The following is a 16902-nucleotide window of genomic DNA, read 5'->3' as shown; positions in this document are numbered from 1 at the left end:
TTAGCGTCCCAGATAGACTTCAATCACCTGCTCGTTGGCCTGTACCTCGCGCAGCGAGCCTTCTGCCAGCACCTGTCCCTGATGCAGTACGGTCACGCGATCGGCAATGGTTTCAACAAACCCCATGTCATGCTCAACCACCATCAACGAGTGCTTGCCTGCCAGGGTCCGGAAAAGCTCGGCGGTGTACTCGGTCTCCGCGTCCGTCATCCCGGCGGCGGGTTCGTCCAGCAACAGCAGATGCGGATCCTGGACCAGCAGCATTCCGATCTCGAGGAACTGTTTTTGTCCGTGCGAAAGCAGTCCGGCTCGGCGGTCGCGTTCACCGGCGAGCCGCAGCAGGACCAGCATCTCATCAATACGATCGCGCTGTTCGCCGTTGAGTTTGGCCCGCAGGCTTGCCCAGACGGACTTGTCGGTTTTCATGGCGATCTCAAGGTTTTCCCATACCGTCAGCGCTTCAAAGACCGTCGGTTTCTGAAACTTGCGGCCAATCCCCTGGCGGGCAATGGCGGCCGGTTCAAGCAGGGTCAGGTCTACGGACTGGTCATACACGGCTTTACCGCTTTTTGGCCGCGTTTTGCCGGTGATCACGTCCATCAGGGTGGTTTTCCCCGCGCCGTTTGGGCCAATCACGCAGCGCAACTCCCCCACGCCAATGTTCAGCGTGAGATCCGTCAGCGCCTGAAATCCATCGAAGTTCACGTTGATCTTATCCAGCTGCAGCACCGGGTCCGTCTGCTCGCGATAGCGATCTCCGGGCAGCTGGCGAGTAAATAATCCTTCGGCTGGCTGCATTATTTCTCTCCTTTACGAAACAGGCCGTAGACGCCGCGCGGTAAAAACAACGTAACCGCAATAAAAATCAGCCCGAGAAACAGCTGCCAGTATTCCGGCATTGCGACGGTGAAGAAACTCTTCGCGCCGTTCACCAGCGCCGCACCAATGACCGGGCCAACCAGCGTGCCGCGGCCGCCCAGCGCTACCCAGATGGCGGCCTCAATGGAGTTGGTCGGCGACATTTCACCGGGGTTAATAATCCCGACCTGCGGCACATAGAGCGCTCCCGCCAGGCCACACAGCATGGCGGAAAGCGTCCATACCAGCAGCTTAAATCCCTTCGGATCGTAGCCGCAAAACGTCAGGCGGTTTTCAGCGTCGCGCACGGCAGTCAGAATACGGCCAAACTTGCTTCTGGCGAGGGCAATGCCGATGCCAAGCGTGAGGAGCAGCAACATGACGGTCGCCAGAAACAGCGCGATACGTGTCGTGGTCGCGGTGATGGAGAACCCCAGCAACGTGGTAAAACCGGTAAAACCGTTATTGCCACCAAACCCGGTTTCGTTGCGAAAGAACAGCAACATTCCCGCGTACGTCAGGGCCTGCGTCATGATCGAGAAATAAACCCCTTTGATTTTTGAGCGAAAGGCAAACCAGCCAAACACCAGCGCCAGCAGCCCCGGCACCATCACAATCAGTACCAGCGCCCAGGCAAAGTGCTGGGTTCCCCACCAGAACCACGGCAGTTCGCTCCAGGAGAGAAACGACATAAATGCGGGCAGCCCATCGCCCGCGGCCTCGCGCATCAGGTACATCCCCATGGCGTATCCGCCCAAGGCGAAGAAGATCCCGTGGCCCAGCGAGAGCATACCGGCATATCCCCATACCAGATCGAGCGCCACCGCAACGATGGCGTAGCACAGGATTTTGCCGATCAGCGTCAGCATCCAGGTCGACAGCGCCAGCGGATGGGTGGCGGGCAACATCGCAAAGAACGGCAATATCAGCAAACATGCCACCAGCAGGCTGCCTGCAATCTGCGTTGTGCGTGGCGCTTTTCGCGCCAGTTTTAAGGTAAGTGGCTGGCTCATCAGTCAGTGACCCTCCCTTTCAGCGCAAACAATCCCTGCGGGCGTTTCTGGATAAACAGAATGATGGCCACCAGAATGACGATTTTGCCCAGCACGGCCCCCATCTGCGGCTCAAGAATTTTGTTGAAGATCCCAAGGCCAAAGGCCGCCGCCACGCTCCCCGCCAGCTGTCCGACGCCGCCAAGAACCACCACCAGGAAGGAGTCGATAATGTAACCCTGGCCCAGTTCCGGCCCGACGTTGCCCAGCTGGGAGAGCGCCACGCCGCCTAAACCGGCGATGCCGGAGCCCAGACCAAACGCCAGCATATCGACACGTCCGGTCGGCACCCCGCAACAGGCCGCCATGCTGCGGTTTTGCGTTACCGCACGCACGTTCAGGCCGAGACGGGTTTTATTCAGGACCAGCCAGGTGAAGAACAGCACCATTAGCACAAAGCCCAATACCACAATGCGGTTCCACGGTAGCGTCAGGTTGGCAAACACCTGCACCCCGCCTGACAGCCAGGCCGGGTTTGCCACCTCCAGGTTTTGTGCGCCAAACGTCATGCGTACCAGCTGAATCAGCATCAGGCTGATACCCCAGGTGGCGAGTAATGTCTCCAGCGGACGACCATAGAGATGGCGGATCACCGTGCGTTCAAGGATCATCCCGATGCCTGCGGTCAGGCAGAAGGCGACAGGCAGCGCGACGACCGGATACAGCGCCAGCCACTGAGGCGTCAATCCGGCCATCACCTGCTGAACCATCCACGTGGCGTACGCCCCCAGCATCAGCATCTCGCCGTGCGCCATGTTGATGACCCCCAGCAGCCCATAGGTGATCGCCAGCCCCAGCGCCGCCAGCAGCAGGACCGAGCCCAGCGACAGCCCCATAAACGCCTGCCCAAGCAGATCGCCCCACATCAGACGGTGCTGGATTTGGCTCAGGCTCTCCCCGGCGGCGGCACGTACGCGGGCATCCGGTTCGGTTTGCGTCTGGGTATATGGCATGAGTCGGGATGGCACGTCCGGGTCGTCAGATTGCCCGAGTCGTTCAATAGCCTGAAGACGCACGTCAGCCTGTGGGCTGGCGAGCTGGAGATTAGCCAGCGCCAGCAGCAGCGACTGGCGCGCCACATCGTCCGTTTCACTGCTTACCCGTGTTTGCAGGAGGCCGATCATTTCCGGCTGCGCATCCCGCTGTAACTGGCGCGCGGCGGCACGCCGCTGCGTGACGTTGTCACTGATAAGTTGATGCGTAGCGTTGGCCGTGGCGGCCAGCACCCGCAGACGGTTGGTCAGGCGTACGGCTTTGGTTTGCCCTTCTGCAGCAGGGGAATCTCCCAGCGCCACCATCTCGCCATTGCGTCGCGCAAAGGCATGTTTCTGGCTGTCGGCAAACAGATTTTCGTTTTGCAGCGCCTGCAGTAACGGCAGTCTTGCGGCATCCGGCGCGAGAGCCCAGCGGGTCAGCATATCCGCCTGCTGGCTGCGGCTGGCGGCAACAAATTGATCGGCATCCGATGCCTGCGCCATCCCTGGCAGCAGTCCGGTAAGCCATACAATCGCGATCATCATGCGCATGGCGTTCATGACTTTTCTCCCTGCAGTAATGGCTTAGTTGCTGGCGGTCTTCATCGGCTGATCGGGCTTTTTATCATTCCCGGCGATGAACGGGCTCCACGGCTGGGCGCGTACCGGCTCTTCCGTCTGCCAGACCACGTTAAACTGACCGTTACCTTCGATTTCACCGATCATGACCGGCTTATGCAGGTGATGATTGGTGGCATCCATGGTGAGCGTAAAGCCGGAGGGTGCCTTAAAGGACTGTCCGGCCATGGCCGCGCGCACTTTATCCACGTCGGTGGTGCCTGCTTTCTCTACCGCCTGTGCCCACATGTGGATCCCGACATAGGTGGCTTCCATCGGGTCGTTGGTGACTACGGTATCGGCGTTAGGCAGCTTATGGGCTTTGGCATAGGCTTTATAGTCCGCCACGAAGGCCTGGTTGGTCGGGTTATCAACGGACTCGAAGTAGTTCCACGCGGCCAGGTTGCCGACCAGCGGTTTGGTGTCAATCCCGCGCAGTTCCTCTTCGCCAACGGAGAACGCCACCACCGGGACATCGGTTGCTTTCAGTCCCTGGTTAGCCAGTTCTTTGTAGAACGGGACGTTAGAATCGCCGTTGATGGTGGAGACCACCGCGGTTTTACCACCTGCGGAGAATTTCTTGATGTTGGCGACGATGGTCTGGTAGTCACTGTGCCCGAACGGGGTATAGACCTCTTCGATATCTTTGTCTTCCACGCCTTTGGAGTGCAGGAAGGCGCGCAGGATCTTGTTGGTGGTTCGCGGGTAGACGTAATCCGTGCCCAACAGGAAGAAGCGTTTAGCGCTACCGCCGTCTTCGCTCATCAGGTACTCCACTGCCGGAATGGCCTGCTGGTTTGGCGCCGCACCGGTATAGAAGACGTTCGGCGACATCTCTTCGCCTTCGTATTGCACCGGATAGAACAGCAGACCGTTCAGTTCCTCAAACACCGGCAGTACGGATTTACGTGACACCGAGGTCCAGCAGCCAAACACCACGGCCACTTTATCCTGGCTCAGCAGCTGACGCGCTTTTTCGGCAAACAGCGGCCAGTTAGAGGCCGGGTCAACCACCACTGGCTCCAGTTTTTTACCCAGCACCCCGCCTTTGGCGTTGATCTCGTCAATCGTCATCAGTGCGACATCTTTCAGCGGCGTTTCTGAGATCGCCATCGTGCCGGAGAGCGAATGCATAATCCCCACTTTGATGGTATCGGCCGCCTGTGCGCCAAAAGTCATCCCCATAGCAACGACTGACGCAGACAACGCGAAGGCTTTTAATAATGTACGACGATGCATATTTTCACTCCTGAAAAAGAACGCTGTGCGAAGACGTCCGTTACGGCATGGACGCGGAAAAATGTCTCAGCGAAACAGGAGCAAAAAGGATGCCAGGATGAATAACGTGCTATTGCAGGATGTGTAACGCGGGATGTAAAGAGAACGACTCAGAATGGTACAGCGCTGCACTTTTATAATGCAGCGCTGTGACGACGGGATTACCAGACTTCGCTGGCGATCTGCGTGACCAGACGCACTTTGTCCCACTGCTGGGCTTCACTCAGGGTGTTGCCCTCTTCAGTGGAGGCAAAACCGCACTGCGGGCTGAGGCAGATCTGCTCTTTTGCCACGTATCTGGCCGCCTCCTCCAGGCGCGCCTTCACCCCTTCAGGGTTTTCCAGCTCGCCATTTTTGGTGGTGATCAGCCCAAGTACCACCTGCTGCTTGCCCGGGCGGACAAAGCGCAGCGGTGCGAAATCACCGCTACGGTCATTGTCGTACTCCAGGAAGAAGGCATCGACGTTCACCGTGCCGAACAGCACCTGGGCCACCGGCTCATAGCCGCCTTCGGAAATCCAGGTGGAGCGGAAGTTACCGCGACAGACATGCAGACCGATGGTCAAATCGTCTGGTTTTCCTTCCAGCGCCTTGTTCAGCACGCGGGCATAGGTACGCGCCAGCTCATCGGCATCTTCCCCGCGCTCGCGGATCTGACGACGCTGGTCATCTGAACAGAGGTAGGCCCAGACGGTATCATCCAGCTGCAGATAGCGACAGCCTGCATCATAAAAGGCCCGGATGGCGTCGCGCCAGGTGGTGGCCAGATCGTCAAAATAGTCATTCAGATCCGGATAGACCGTCGCATCAATGTCTTTTCGACCCCCACGGAAGTGCAGCACGCTCGGGCTGGGAATGGTCATTTTCGGCTGCGCGTTGCCGCTGATGCTTTTCAGGTAGCGGAAGTCTTCCAGCATCGGATGATCGCCAAAGCCCAGCTTGCCGGTGACGCGCACGCCGTGCGCTTTGGTCTGCACGCCGTTGAACTGAATGCCCTGCTGTGAATCGTAACGCTCAACCCCCTGCAGACCATCGAAGAAATCGAAGTGCCACCAGGCGCGACGGAACTCACCGTCGGTGACCACGTGCAGGCCGCAGGCACACTGCTGTTCGACCACCTGGCGGATCGCGTCATCTTCCACCGCGCGAAGCTGCCCGGCATCAATCTCACCGCGGGCAAACTGCTGGCGAGCCTGTTTGATGGCATCCGGGCGTAAAAAACTGCCGACTACATCGGCGCGGTATGGGGCGTGCTGTCGCTGCATGGAAATCTCCTCTGTCTGCCGGCGATAATTGCCAGCAGTGATAATTCATATCTTAAAGCTTTAGACTTCTGGATGTCTAAATGTCCAAAAAAGATGACATACCTGCTGTATCCCGGCAAACGAGAAAATTTCACGACAGTTGAAATTTATTCATGTTCACAACGCGGCAGCGGTTTCGCTACTGGCAAACGCGTACTGTTCGTCCTCCCAGCCAGTGATGCCGCCAATCATGATTTTCACGGGCAGTCCGAGACGCGCCAGCTTCAGTGCGGCTCTGTCCGCGCCGTTACAGTGCGGCCCCGCGCAGTACACCACAAACAGCGTATCGGCCGGCCACTGCGCCATGCGCGCCTCAGTAATCTGGCTCCAGGGCATATGTATCGCGCCGGGCACATGACGACGGGCAAACTGCTCAGGTTTCCCGACAACATGCAGCAACACAAAGTCCTGCTCGTTATTCGTCAGCGCATGGTGCACATCGGCACAGTCTGTTTCGACGCTCAGGCGACGCAGAAAATGGGTAACGGCTTCCTGCGGCTCGGCAGCCGGAAATTCAGTAACATAACTCATGATCCTTCCTCATCTTTGGCGTTTGTGTTAACACTACTCTATCCAGAAATTGATCACGTGAATGCGTCCGCTTATGCCAGAAAACAGCAAAAAGATGACAAACTTAAGACAGGTTTCCCGCCCGCAGGTGGTGGTACTGGCCTATGACGGTTTGTGTACCTTTGAATTTGGCGTGGCGGTGGAAATCTTCGGTTTGCCACGTCCCGAGCTGGGCGACGAATGGTATCGTTTTGCGGTGGCGGGCATTGATGACGGTGAGCTTCGGGCAACCGGTGGGATCCGCATCCTGACCGACGGGGGGCTTGATCTGCTGGAATCGGCAGACCTGATCGTTGTGCCGGGCTGGCGAGGGATGGATGCGCCTGTTCCCGCGGCGCTCTGCGAGGCCTTACGCCGGGCCAATGCGCGCGGTTGCCAGCTGCTTTCTATCTGTTCCGGGGTGTTTGTTCTGGCCGCGTCGGGTCTGCTGAACGGGCGTAAAGCCACCACCCACTGGCGCTATATTGAGGCGCTGAAAGCCCGTTATCCGGCGATCGGCGTGGTCGAGGATGTGTTGTATCAGGATGAAGGCGATATTCTGACCTCTGCAGGAAGCGCGGCAGGCATCGATCTCTGTTTGCACGTGGTGCGACGGGATTACGGTATGGAAACCGCCAACAGCGTCGCGCGCCGTCTGGTGATCCCTCCCCACCGGGATGGCTCCCAGCCGCAGCAGTTGAGTCGCCCGGTGGCACAGCTGCGGGAGAGCCAGCGTCTGGGACAGTTGTTCGACTTCCTGCACAACCACCTGAGCGTTTCTCATAGCGTGGATTCGCTGGCGCGTCGCGTCGGCATGAGCCAGCGCACCTTTCTGCGCCGCTTTCAGGCTGCCACAGGCACCACGCCTGCGCGCTGGCTGCTTAATGAACGACTCCTGCGGGCAAAAGATTATCTTGAGAGCAGCCGTCTCAGCATCGACAGCATTGCTGAACAAACCGGATTTGGACAGGCAGCGACCCTGCGTCACCATTTCCGCCAGCAGTTCGCGCTTTCCCCTGCCCAGTACCGTAAACAGTTTGCCCGCCCGCCACGCTGATGGCCGGTTCGCAGGCAAAAAAAAACCGCCATAATCTGGCGGTAAATGCTTGCATGGATAGATTTGTATTTTCATGTCTACGTCCCGACACTCCATGCCGGGCAGCGGATCAATAACAACCTAACATGCCTGAACTCAACAAAAGCTAAACAGAGCCATTAACCCGCTTTGGTATTAATTTGCAGGTAGCGCATCAGGCCCTGTTCCGCGCTCTGTTTTGCATCATCGTTAATCGCTTCCAGATAGAATGGACGCGAGACGCCATACGGTGCTTTATCTGCTGAGAAAACAGCAAACTGGAATGTTTTACTTTTCGACGGATTGGTACACCCTAATTCCCAACGCTCGTCATCAATTTGCTTGCTATTACACGCCACGCGTCCGTAGTCGCTGGTTAAATAAGAACCGACCCGAGCTTCCGCTGACTGAATATAATCCGGTTCGCCACTCCAGTTAACGTTCATACCTACAACAGCCCCAACGGCAACCACCAGAAGCGCTATTGACATGACTTTTTTCATTGAATCAGATCCATTCCTTTGTCAGAGAAATCTTATTATATAAGATTAATCCTTAAACCTCTGCCATATTTTGATACCAAATTTTAGGGTATGACAAAGATAATTCTTTTTTCGGAAAAATCTCACTACGCGCAAAATATATCCTGTTCGCGCAACATGACATATTCTTTGCGCTAATTTGAAAATGCCAATAATAACCCTACGAAACTACGTTCATGCTAGCGTGGCATTTTTATTGAAGGGGAAGTCCATGTTCAAAAAGGGGTTAACGCTTATGATGCTGGTCTGCGCCCTGTTTTCCGGCCAGCTGATGGCAGGACACAAAGGCCATGAATATTTGTGGGTTAAGAATGTTGATCATCAACTTCGGCACGAGGCAGACAGTGATGAATTACGCAGCGCAGCGGAGGAATCAGCGGAGGGTTTGCGCGAACATCACCTGTGGCAAAAATCGCGCAAACCGGGTACTCACTTTCGTTAATTAATTACCCTTACGTTTCGGCAGGGTTTTCATCAGTTCGTCGGGGCTCACGGAGGCAACAATACTGCCCGGTGGCGGCATTTTGAAAATATGGTTTTTCATTTTGCCAATAACGTGCATTTCACACGGACGACAATCAAATTTGAGGGTCAGCACCTCGTCGCCATTCACCAGCTGCATTGGCGTAGCTTTCCAGCTCTTAATATTGCCTTTCGCCTGTTTCGGGCAAAGATTAAAGGCAAAACGCAGACAATGTTTGGTGATCATCACCGGCACATCACCCTTCTCTTCGTGCGCCTCATAGGCAGCATCAATTAACTGCACGCCGTGGCGATGATAAAACTCGCGCGCTTTATGGTTATACACGTTCGCCAGGAACGATAAATGCGACTCGGGGTAAATTGGCGCTGGCACGGTTTCCGCCTTGCGGCTGCCGCGGGGATAATTCGCCAGTCGCGCGTCATCCAGCATCTCTGCCGTTTCCCGACGGAACTGGTTCAGCAGACTATTTGGCACGAACAGCGCATCCGGCAGATTTACCGCAATGTTGCGCGCATAGTAAATGGTCTGTCCCAGCTTCGCCACGCCATCCTTCAGGCTGTTGAGGGCTTTTTCTGCATTGTTCGCCACCTCAAACAGACCGTCGAGAGTATGCGTGACGCTGATGCCGTCTTCACAGGTCATGGTCAGGATCAGCTGCTCTTCCCAGCCACCTAACTCGATATCCACCGCAATGCGACGCTCGCTGGAGGTTTTCAGCAGCGCCTGCTGCCAGTTGTGGTCAAGGTTACGGTTCAGCGCGGCGTTAGGACGTGCTTTATAGAGATCGGCAGGCATCTCGTTTGGCCAGACGCGATAGCGGTTTTCACCGGTCTTTTCCACCGTATTAGCACGGAAGCCCACGACTTCACGTTTGATCATCACGTTCAGACCATCCCCGTTCGCCAGCGGTTCGGTCACCGACACGTCGAGATAATCTTTGGTGACCTTCAGCACTTCACCCACCGGTAAACCGATAAACTTCGGTGAATCAAACGCGCCAATATCGCCTTTACGGGCATTGACGAAGTAGTCCGTGCTGCCGCGGTGGAAGGTTTTATCCGTCGACGGAATAAAGAAATGCTCGGTGCGACCGGCAGACGCGCGCGCCAGGTCACCGCGATCTTCAATAATGGCGTCCAGCATCTGACGATAATGAGCGGTAATGTTCTTCACGTAGCTCATGTCTTTGTAGCGCCCTTCAATCTTGAAGGAACGCACACCGGCATCAATCAGCGCGCCCAGGTTGGCGGTTTGATCGTTGTCCTTCATGGACAGCAGGTGTTTTTCGAAGGCGACCACGCGGCCCTGATCGTCTTTCAGGGTATACGGCAGACGGCAGGCCTGAGAGCAGTCACCGCGGTTGGCGCTGCGGCCAGTCTGCGCGTGGGAGATATTGCACTGCCCGGAATACGCCACGCACAGCGCACCGTGGATAAAGAACTCAATGGTGGCATCCGTCGCCTGGTGAATATCGCGGATTTGATTCAGGTTCAGTTCGCGCGCCAGCACGATCTGGGAAAAGCCCGCATCGGAGAGAAACTTCGCCTTCTCGACGGTGCGAATATCGCACTGGGTACTGGCGTGCAGTTCAATTGGCGGAATATCCAGCTCCAGTACGCCCATGTCCTGAACAATCAGGGCATCCACGCCGGTCTGGTAGAGATCGGTGATCAGACGTTGCGCAGGCTCCAGTTCATCATCATGCAGAATGGTGTTCAGGGTCACGAACACTTTCGCCCCAAAACGGTGGGCGAACGGCACCAGCTCGGCAATATCGCTCAGGCTGTTGCTGGCGTTATGGCGGGCACCGAAGCCAGGACCGCCAATGTAGACGGCATCAGCCCCATGAAGGATCGCTTCACGGGCGATGGCGGCATCGCGGGCCGGGCTTAAAAGTTCAAGATGATGGGATTGCAGGCGCATACTTCGTCGTTATCCGTTATGGTCAAAATGGCGGCTATTGTAGTCAGAAGTATGCATCAGCGAAACAGTTTTGCGAGCCTTTAGCGGGGATAATGAATCAGGGAGTGAAAATGCACCGGTCGGCTGCTGCTGTTGCGGTAGGCATGCGGTTTATCCCCGGCAAAACGCACGCCCTGGTCGGGGTAAAGGGTTCGCCATTCGCCGTCAATTTTCATCTCCAGTTCACCGCTTATCACCACCACGTGTTCAATCACCCCCGCCTCGTGCGGCGTGGATTCACTCAGGGCGCCGGGCGCCAGGGTGATGGAGAAATGATCGAACTTCAGCGTCTCATCCCACGGGAACAGCGGCTTCACCACCATCGCCTGCTGCTGCGGGTCGAACACCGCCTGCCGGTCTGCCTCCGGCGTGATAAACGCCGAGAACGGGATGTTTAGCCCCGTGGCAATTTTCCACAGCGTCGATACCGTTGGGCTGGATTCATTACGCTCGATCTGTCCCAGCATGGCTTTTGACACCCCCGTCTCTTCTGCCAGCTTTGACAGGCTCCAGCCGCGCGCCTGGCGCTGCGTCTTGAGTGTTGTAGCAAGATGTTGTGTGATTTCCATGTTTCCTCCCGAGGGGGTAAGCATACCACTTGTACGCTATAACGCACAGTGCTACCTTATTGCGGACGTTATAACGCACAACGGAGATATTATGCGCCAGTCAGCCCCTCTTTTTCCCGCCATTCTTGCCGGATTTGTTGCCGTCCTGGTCGGTTATGCCAGCTCGGCCGCCATCATCTGGCAGGCTGCTGCCGCGGCAGGCGCCAGCGCACAGCAGATCGCCGGCTGGATGACCGCACTGGGGTTCGGCATGGGGATCAGTACGCTCGCCCTGTCATGGTGGTATAAAGCCCCGGTGCTCACCGCCTGGTCAACCCCCGGCGCGGCGCTACTGGCTACCAGTCTGCACGGGATAACGCTTGCAGAAACCATCGGCATTTTCATTTTCGCCAATGGGCTGATCTTACTCTGCGGCCTGACCGGACTCTTCGCCCGCCTGATGAAACTCATTCCCCATTCGCTTGCCGCCGCGATGCTGGCAGGCGTACTGCTGCGCTTTGGCCTGCAGACGTTCAGTCACCTCGACGACCATTTTCTGCTCTGCGGCAGCATGATTGCGGCATGGCTGGTCGCCAAAGCGCTGGCGCCACGCTACGCCATTGTGGCGACTCTGATAACAGGGAGCGTGGTGGCCTGGGCGGGCGGTGACGTTGTCACAAACCGACTCACCCTTTCCCTCGTCATGCCACAGTTTATTGCACCGGCGTTTAGCCTCACCAGCCTGGTCAGTATCGGCTTGCCCTTTTTCCTCGTGACCATGGCGTCGCAAAATGCACCCGGTGTCGCCACGATGAAAGCGTCGGGCTATCCGCTGGCGGTATCTCCGCTGATGATCGCGACCGGCGGGCTGGCGCTGCTGCTTTCGCCTTTCGGCGTCTACTCCATCTGCATTGCAGCCATTACCGCAGCCATTTGCCAGAGCCCGGATGCGCATCCGGATGCCAGTAAACGCTGGCTGGCAGCGATGGCGGCAGGCGGTTTTTACCTGATGGCGGGCGTATTCGGTGGATCCCTTACCGGGCTGATGGCGGCCCTGCCGCCGAGCTGGATCCAGACGCTGGCAGGCCTGGCGCTGTTGGGCACCATCAGCGGGAGTTTGTATCAGGCATTGCATAACGAAACGGAGCGTGACGCGGCGATTGTCACGTTTCTGATGACCGCCAGCGGCGTGACGCTGCTCGGGATTGGCTCTGCATTCTGGGGGCTGGTGCTGGGAGGCGTATGCTTCGCCGTTTTATCACGCCTTCGCCGCGCGTAGCTGTGAAGGCGTCATCCCCATTACGCTGCGAAAACGGTTGCTGAAGTGGCTGGCAGAGTTAAATCCACAGGCGAGTGCAATATCCGTCAGCGGCGTCGCCGTATGCTGCACCAGCGTTTTGGCTTTCTCCATGCGGCGCTGCATCACGTACTGGTGCGGTGCCTGCCCCGTCGACTGGCGGAACATGCGGGCAAAATGGTACTCGCTGAGCGCGGCCTGCGCCGCCAGTTCAGCCAGCGTGAGCGGCTGAGCAAGATTCTCTTCGATAAAGGCCAGCACGTTGCGCAGCACAAACGGCGATAGCCCGCCGGTAACCACCGGCAGCTTCCACTGCACATTCGAATAGTTCTGCAGCAGATGGGTCAGCAGCAGCGTCGAGGCCGTGCTGAGCGTCAGCTGGTTGGCTTTTTGCTGCCAGTCACAGCCGAGCAAAAACTGACGATAGAGCGCAGTGATTTTTGCATCGCTGCCAAAGATTTTTTCATCCAGCGTCAACGACAGCGGGCGTTTGTCCCAGATTTTTTCACCCACATCGCGCAGATGGTCATCGGTGCAGTAGAGGTGGACAAACGACAGGTCATCGCGAATATCCCACGTCGATTCACTCTCTTTCGGCATCAGACAAAAACGATCCGGCCCGCCGCCGTTTTTCCAGCCGCCCGGCGTTTTTTGATAGCTCTCATAACCGTCCGCCACGTACAGGCTCAGGGTGTGATGATTACTTTTTACGGTGATCGTGTCGCGCTTGTTGTACCACGCCGCCAGCTGGATACCGGAATTGAGCGCAACGGTTTCCCGCAGCACGGCGTTCTGTTGGCGTAGCGTTTCAAAGGTATCGTAAGCGTGTGACATAACCGTTAGCGCGTCTGTGAATCAGAATGTCAGTCTAAGAATTGTTGCTTCACGTTGCCAGACCCCGGAACAGAAAAAAGCGCAAGATTTTGCAAGTCCGCCGCAGGACGGTGAAAGCCTGTCAACGCCCTCGTCGCCATACTGTGGGTTTCCGTGGTTTGAGAAGAGAGACAACATGAACGCATTGTTATACGGACTGGTGGTGGTTATCTGGGGAACCACCTGGATTGCAATTTTCCTGCAGCAGGGTCCTGTGGCGGCCCCGGTGTCCATTTTCTGGCGTTTTGCGCTGGCCAGCGCCACGATGATGGTGGTGCTCCTGGCGCTTGGCCGCCTGCGTAAACTGGCGCTGCGGGATCATCTGTTCTGCGTGCTGCAAGGATGCTGCGTGTTTTGCTTCAACTTCTGGTGCTTTTACACGGCAGCTGCGCATATTAACACTGGCCTGGAGTCGGTGATATTTTCCATGGCGGTGCTCTATAACGCCATCAACAGTTTTATTTTCTTCGGGCAACGCCCACCCGCGCGTTTCTGGACAGCCGCCGCCCTTGGTCTGGTGGGGATCATCACCCTCTTCTGGGACGATCTGCTGGCGAGCGGCTGGAGCGTATCGCTGCTGACGGGCATTGGCCTTTCCGCACTCGGGACCTACGGCTTCTCGCTGGGCAACATGATCAGCATGCGGCATCAGCGCAGAGGGCTAGAGACGATGACCACCAATGCGTGGGCGATGCTCTACGGCACGCTGGTAATGGGCTGCATCGCGCTGTTCAGAGGCGACAGCTTCGCGCCGCTATGGACCATGAGCTACATGGGGGCGCTGGTCTATCTGGCCCTGTTTGGTTCGGTGATTGCCTTTGGTGCCTACTTCACCCTGGTCGGACGCATTGGTCCGGGCAAAGCGGCCTACAGTACCCTGCTCTTCCCGCTGGTGGCGCTGTCCATCTCCACCGTGTATGAAGGCTACGTCTGGCACATTAACGGCATTATCGGGTTACTGCTGATTCTGGGCGGGAATATGGTGATGTTTACCAGACCGGAAACCTGGTTCAGACGCCTGCGTACGGCATAAAAAAACGGCCTGCGTTTGCAGGCCGTACATGATTATTTCGCTGTTTTATGCACATCAAACATGGTGGCATCCGTCGCCATGTCATCAACAACCTGCTTCAGCGTCGCGAAGGTCATTGGCGTACTTTCGTTACTCAGCTCTTTGCCTTCACCTTTACGAACAACCTTGATTACCGGTTTGTTCGTCGCCGCATCAATCAACTCACCCTCGAAAAAGAGATGGGTATCCATGGTGCGATGGCCGGTTGCCATCTGCGTACCTGCCACCACCAGCGCAACAGGCACCACTTCATAGAACTGCAGACCTTCTTTCTGCGAGCTCACTCCGGTGATCGCCCCGCGGAAAATCAGGCTGTGTTTGCCCGGCGTCGTCACAATTGGCTTGCGTTGGCCAATCGCGGTTTTCATTTTGTTATTGGTGTAATTTAACAGCTCATCAAGCGTACGTTGACCAATCTGGGTGGTCGGTTTAGGTGCCGGATAATAGGTAATCGGCGTCCAGATGATACTGTCGTAATTTGCTTCGTTATAAGAAGGATCGACCCAACGCAGGGTTGGTTTACCCGTTGCGGATGTCGTTTGCTGCAAGCCTGAGTAATCTTTCAAAAAGCCGGAGTATTGTTCAGGCGCGGCGACCTTGGATGAACACCCCGCCAGCGCCAACAGACCAGAAAGCACTGCAACTTTAAAAAAAGTGTGAGTACGCATGATGGTTTTCCATGTTATCTGCAAGTATGCATTTGAAGTTATAGCAAAAGTCAGGCGGGTTTGTTGTGACAAAAAATGATGCCGGGAGCACAATTTGCGAAAAGTCTGCCCGCCATGCGACGGGCAGTGAAAAATCATGGTTTGATATCAACCTGCCAGAAGATATGTTTGCCAAACGGGTCGATTTCGTACCCCGTGACTTCCTTACGAACCGGTTCAAAAATCGTGGAGTGGGCGATCATCACCGCGGGCATCTGATCGTGCATCATCTGCTGAGCCTGTTTATACAGCGCCACGCGTTTGTCATGATCGGTTATCGATTTTGCCTCGGCGATAATGTCATCAAACGGCTTGTAGCACCATTTGGCCGAGTTTGAACCGTCGTTCGCCGAAGTGCAGGTAAAGAGCGGACCAAAGAAGTTGTCCGGATCGCCGGTCGCCGTAGTCCAGCCCATCAACGCGGCCTGATGCTCGCCGCCCTTCACCCGCTTCAGGTACTCGCCCCATTCGTAGGTGACGATTTTGGTCTGTACGCCCACCTTCGCCCAGTCCGCCTGAATCATCTCCGCCATGCGTTTCGCATTCGGGTTATAGGGGCGCTGCACCGGCATCGCCCATAAATCGATGCTGATACCGTTGGCAAAACCGGCCTCTTTTAACAGCGCTTTGGCTTTTTCGGGATCGTATTCGTAATCCTTCAGCTCGCTGTCGGCCCCCCATACCCCCGGCGGCAGCAGGTTCTTCGCCGCCGTGCCAGTGCCGTGGAACACGGCGTCAATAATGGCCGGTTTGTTGATGGCCATCGCCAGCGCCTGGCGCACTTTCACATTATCCAGCGGAGGCTTCTGGGTATTGAACGCCAGGAAGCCGGTATTCAGCCCCGCCTTGCTCATGAGATTGATATCCTTGTTCGCCTTCATCCGCGGCAGATCGGCCGGGTTCGGGAACGGCATCACCTGACATTCGTTTTTCTCGATTTTGGCAAAACGGACCGACGCATCCGGCGTAATGGTAAACACCAGCCGATCCAGCTTCGATTTCCCCTGCCAGTAGTCCGGGAAGGCGGTGAACAGGATGCGGGAGTCTTTCTGGTATTGCGCCAGTTTAAAGGGGCCGGTGCCGATGGGCTCCATGTCCACCTTCTCCGGCGTGCCCGCCTTGAGCATCGCGTCGGCATATTCCGCCGAAAGAATGGAGGCAAAATACCACGCCAGATCGGCGACAAATGGCGCTTCCGGGTGCGCCAGGGTAAAGCGCACGGTATGGTCATCCACTTTATCAATCGCGGTGATTAAACTGCCAAACTCCAGACTTTCAAAGTTGGAATAGCTGCCGTTAGAGACGTTATGGTAAGGGTGATTCGCATCCTTCTGGCGCATAAACGAGAAAATCACATCATCGGCATTAAAGTCGCGCGTTGGCGTAAAGGACTTATTGCTCTGGAATTTCACCCCTTTGCGCAGATGGAAGGTATAGACCTTGCCGTCATCGCTCACCTCCCAGCGCTCCGCGAGGCTCGGCACCAGCTCCGTGGTGCCAGGTTTGAAATCGACCAGCCGGTTATAGACCGGCACCGCGCTGGCGTCCACGCTGGTACCCGAGGTATATAACTGAGGATTAAAATTTTCCGGAGACCCTTCGGAGCAATACACCAGCGTTTTCGCGGCTACGGTGGAACTGACCGTGAGCGCGGCGAGTGCCAGGGTTAACGTTGTGAGTTTGCTTTTCATCATTTATTCCTGTCTTTT

Annotated in this window: 16 protein-coding genes; 4 read left to right on the top strand and 12 right to left on the bottom strand. The window is 56.5% G+C overall.

What is annotated here, in order from left to right:
• The 6 genes from urtD to ACQG2G_RS10685 form a co-directional block, all read right to left on the bottom strand.
• The gene (gene urtD / locus ACQG2G_RS10710; RefSeq protein WP_046887475.1) at window positions 1-798 is read right to left on the bottom strand and encodes an urea ABC transporter ATP-binding protein UrtD; all 798 of its coding nucleotides are present in this window, start codon (window positions 796-798) and stop codon (window positions 1-3) included.
• Entirely contained in the window at window positions 798-1871 is a 1074-nt protein-coding gene (urtC, locus tag ACQG2G_RS10705; protein ID WP_248766889.1) for an urea ABC transporter permease subunit UrtC, read from the bottom strand. The genes urtD and urtC overlap by 1 nt, the downstream gene beginning before the upstream one ends.
• On the bottom strand, window positions 1871-3445 hold the full coding sequence (urtB, locus tag ACQG2G_RS10700) for an urea ABC transporter permease subunit UrtB (RefSeq protein WP_061772931.1): 1575 nt from the start codon (window positions 3443-3445) through the stop codon (window positions 1871-1873). The genes urtC and urtB overlap by 1 nt, the downstream gene beginning before the upstream one ends.
• A 24-nt stretch (window positions 3446-3469) precedes the next feature.
• Entirely contained in the window at window positions 3470-4741 is a 1272-nt protein-coding gene (urtA, locus tag ACQG2G_RS10695; RefSeq protein WP_061772932.1) for an urea ABC transporter substrate-binding protein, read from the bottom strand.
• 200 nt (window positions 4742-4941) lie between these two features.
• Window positions 4942-6045: a cobalamin-independent methionine synthase II family protein gene (locus ACQG2G_RS10690; RefSeq protein WP_013096637.1), complete on the bottom strand. Its 1104-nt coding sequence runs from the start codon at window positions 6043-6045 to the stop codon at window positions 4942-4944.
• 156 nt (window positions 6046-6201) lie between these two features.
• Entirely contained in the window at window positions 6202-6615 is a 414-nt protein-coding gene (locus ACQG2G_RS10685) for a rhodanese-like domain-containing protein (RefSeq protein ID WP_013096638.1), read from the bottom strand.
• A 73-nt stretch (window positions 6616-6688) separates the two neighbouring features.
• Between ACQG2G_RS10685 and ftrA the strand changes: the two genes are divergently transcribed.
• Complete coding sequence (ftrA, locus tag ACQG2G_RS10680) at window positions 6689-7690, top strand: transcriptional regulator FtrA (protein ID WP_029883790.1); 1002 nt, start codon at window positions 6689-6691, stop codon at window positions 7688-7690.
• 158 nt (window positions 7691-7848) lie between these two features.
• On the opposite strand, the gene ACQG2G_RS10675 is transcribed toward ftrA, so the two are convergent.
• Entirely contained in the window at window positions 7849-8211 is a 363-nt protein-coding gene (locus ACQG2G_RS10675; RefSeq protein WP_023619540.1) for a hypothetical protein, read from the bottom strand.
• A gap of 250 nt (window positions 8212-8461) precedes the next feature.
• Here ACQG2G_RS10675 and ACQG2G_RS10670 point away from each other — a divergent pair, with 250 nt between their 5' ends.
• A complete protein-coding gene (locus tag ACQG2G_RS10670; protein ID WP_013096641.1) occupies window positions 8462-8692 on the top strand; it encodes a DUF2554 family protein in 231 nt (76 codons plus the stop codon).
• On the opposite strand, the gene ACQG2G_RS10665 is transcribed toward ACQG2G_RS10670, so the two are convergent.
• Together ACQG2G_RS10665 and ACQG2G_RS10660 are read right to left on the bottom strand one after the other, a co-directional pair.
• Entirely contained in the window at window positions 8693-10657 is a 1965-nt protein-coding gene (locus ACQG2G_RS10665) for a U32 family peptidase (protein WP_348595841.1), read from the bottom strand.
• 80 nt (window positions 10658-10737) lie between these two features.
• Window positions 10738-11265 carry a helix-turn-helix domain-containing protein gene (locus tag ACQG2G_RS10660; protein ID WP_048972155.1) on the bottom strand — a complete coding sequence of 176 codons (528 nt, stop codon included), beginning with the start codon at window positions 11263-11265 and terminating at the stop codon, window positions 10738-10740.
• Between ACQG2G_RS10660 and ACQG2G_RS10655 the strand changes: the two genes are divergently transcribed.
• Window positions 11162-12523, top strand: a complete 1362-nt coding sequence (locus tag ACQG2G_RS10655; protein WP_348595840.1) for a benzoate/H(+) symporter BenE family transporter — start codon at window positions 11162-11164, stop codon at window positions 12521-12523. The two genes, ACQG2G_RS10660 and ACQG2G_RS10655, sit on opposite strands and share 104 nt — an antisense overlap.
• Here ACQG2G_RS10655 and ACQG2G_RS10650 read toward each other — a convergent pair.
• Window positions 12503-13375: a helix-turn-helix domain-containing protein gene (locus ACQG2G_RS10650; RefSeq protein ID WP_205918168.1), complete on the bottom strand. Its 873-nt coding sequence runs from the start codon at window positions 13373-13375 to the stop codon at window positions 12503-12505. The two genes, ACQG2G_RS10655 and ACQG2G_RS10650, sit on opposite strands and share 21 nt — an antisense overlap.
• Window positions 13376-13550: 175 nt before the next feature.
• Here ACQG2G_RS10650 and ACQG2G_RS10645 point away from each other — a divergent pair, with 175 nt between their 5' ends.
• Window positions 13551-14447, top strand: a complete 897-nt coding sequence (locus ACQG2G_RS10645) for a DMT family transporter (protein ID WP_062857537.1) — start codon at window positions 13551-13553, stop codon at window positions 14445-14447.
• A 32-nt stretch (window positions 14448-14479) separates the two neighbouring features.
• Here ACQG2G_RS10645 and ACQG2G_RS10640 read toward each other — a convergent pair whose 3' ends face one another.
• Window positions 14480-15154 (bottom strand): DUF3313 domain-containing protein, encoded by a 675-nt coding sequence (locus ACQG2G_RS10640; RefSeq protein WP_057071872.1) that lies wholly within the window; start codon window positions 15152-15154, stop codon window positions 14480-14482.
• 134 nt (window positions 15155-15288) lie between these two features.
• The gene (locus tag ACQG2G_RS10635) at window positions 15289-16884 is read right to left on the bottom strand and encodes an ABC transporter substrate-binding protein (protein WP_061772134.1); all 1596 of its coding nucleotides are present in this window, start codon (window positions 16882-16884) and stop codon (window positions 15289-15291) included.
• Window positions 16885-16902: the final 18 nt, after the last annotated feature.

Origin of the sequence: Enterobacter cloacae complex sp. 382A5 (assembly GCF_050031095.1) — a bacterium.
In the GTDB taxonomy this organism is placed as follows: domain Bacteria; phylum Pseudomonadota; class Gammaproteobacteria; order Enterobacterales; family Enterobacteriaceae; genus Enterobacter; species Enterobacter cloacae.
This window is presented reverse-complemented; position numbering and strand designations above follow the sequence as displayed.

Coding starts and splice junctions, on each gene's coding strand:
- ACQG2G_RS10665 (WP_348595841.1), bottom strand. CDS start 10,657: ATGCGCCTGCAATCCCATCATCTTGAACTTTTAAGCCCGGCCCGCGAT.
- ACQG2G_RS10640 (WP_057071872.1), bottom strand. CDS start 15,154: ATGCGTACTCACACTTTTTTTAAAGTTGCAGTGCTTTCTGGTCTGTTG.
- ACQG2G_RS10670 (WP_013096641.1), top strand. CDS start 8,462: ATGTTCAAAAAGGGGTTAACGCTTATGATGCTGGTCTGCGCCCTGTTT.
- ACQG2G_RS10675 (WP_023619540.1), bottom strand. CDS start 8,211: ATGAAAAAAGTCATGTCAATAGCGCTTCTGGTGGTTGCCGTTGGGGCT.
- ACQG2G_RS10655 (WP_348595840.1), top strand. CDS start 11,162: ATGGCTTTTGACACCCCCGTCTCTTCTGCCAGCTTTGACAGGCTCCAG.
- ACQG2G_RS10660 (WP_048972155.1), bottom strand. CDS start 11,265: ATGGAAATCACACAACATCTTGCTACAACACTCAAGACGCAGCGCCAG.
- urtD (WP_046887475.1), bottom strand. CDS start 798: ATGCAGCCAGCCGAAGGATTATTTACTCGCCAGCTGCCCGGAGATCGC.
- urtA (WP_061772932.1), bottom strand. CDS start 4,741: ATGCATCGTCGTACATTATTAAAAGCCTTCGCGTTGTCTGCGTCAGTC.
- ftrA (WP_029883790.1), top strand. CDS start 6,689: ATGCCAGAAAACAGCAAAAAGATGACAAACTTAAGACAGGTTTCCCGC.
- ACQG2G_RS10635 (WP_061772134.1), bottom strand. CDS start 16,884: ATGAAAAGCAAACTCACAACGTTAACCCTGGCACTCGCCGCGCTCACG.
- urtC (WP_248766889.1), bottom strand. CDS start 1,871: ATGAGCCAGCCACTTACCTTAAAACTGGCGCGAAAAGCGCCACGCACA.
- ACQG2G_RS10690 (WP_013096637.1), bottom strand. CDS start 6,045: ATGCAGCGACAGCACGCCCCATACCGCGCCGATGTAGTCGGCAGTTTT.
- ACQG2G_RS10685 (WP_013096638.1), bottom strand. CDS start 6,615: ATGAGTTATGTTACTGAATTTCCGGCTGCCGAGCCGCAGGAAGCCGTT.
- urtB (WP_061772931.1), bottom strand. CDS start 3,445: ATGAACGCCATGCGCATGATGATCGCGATTGTATGGCTTACCGGACTG.
- ACQG2G_RS10650 (WP_205918168.1), bottom strand. CDS start 13,375: ATGTCACACGCTTACGATACCTTTGAAACGCTACGCCAACAGAACGCC.
- ACQG2G_RS10645 (WP_062857537.1), top strand. CDS start 13,551: ATGAACGCATTGTTATACGGACTGGTGGTGGTTATCTGGGGAACCACC.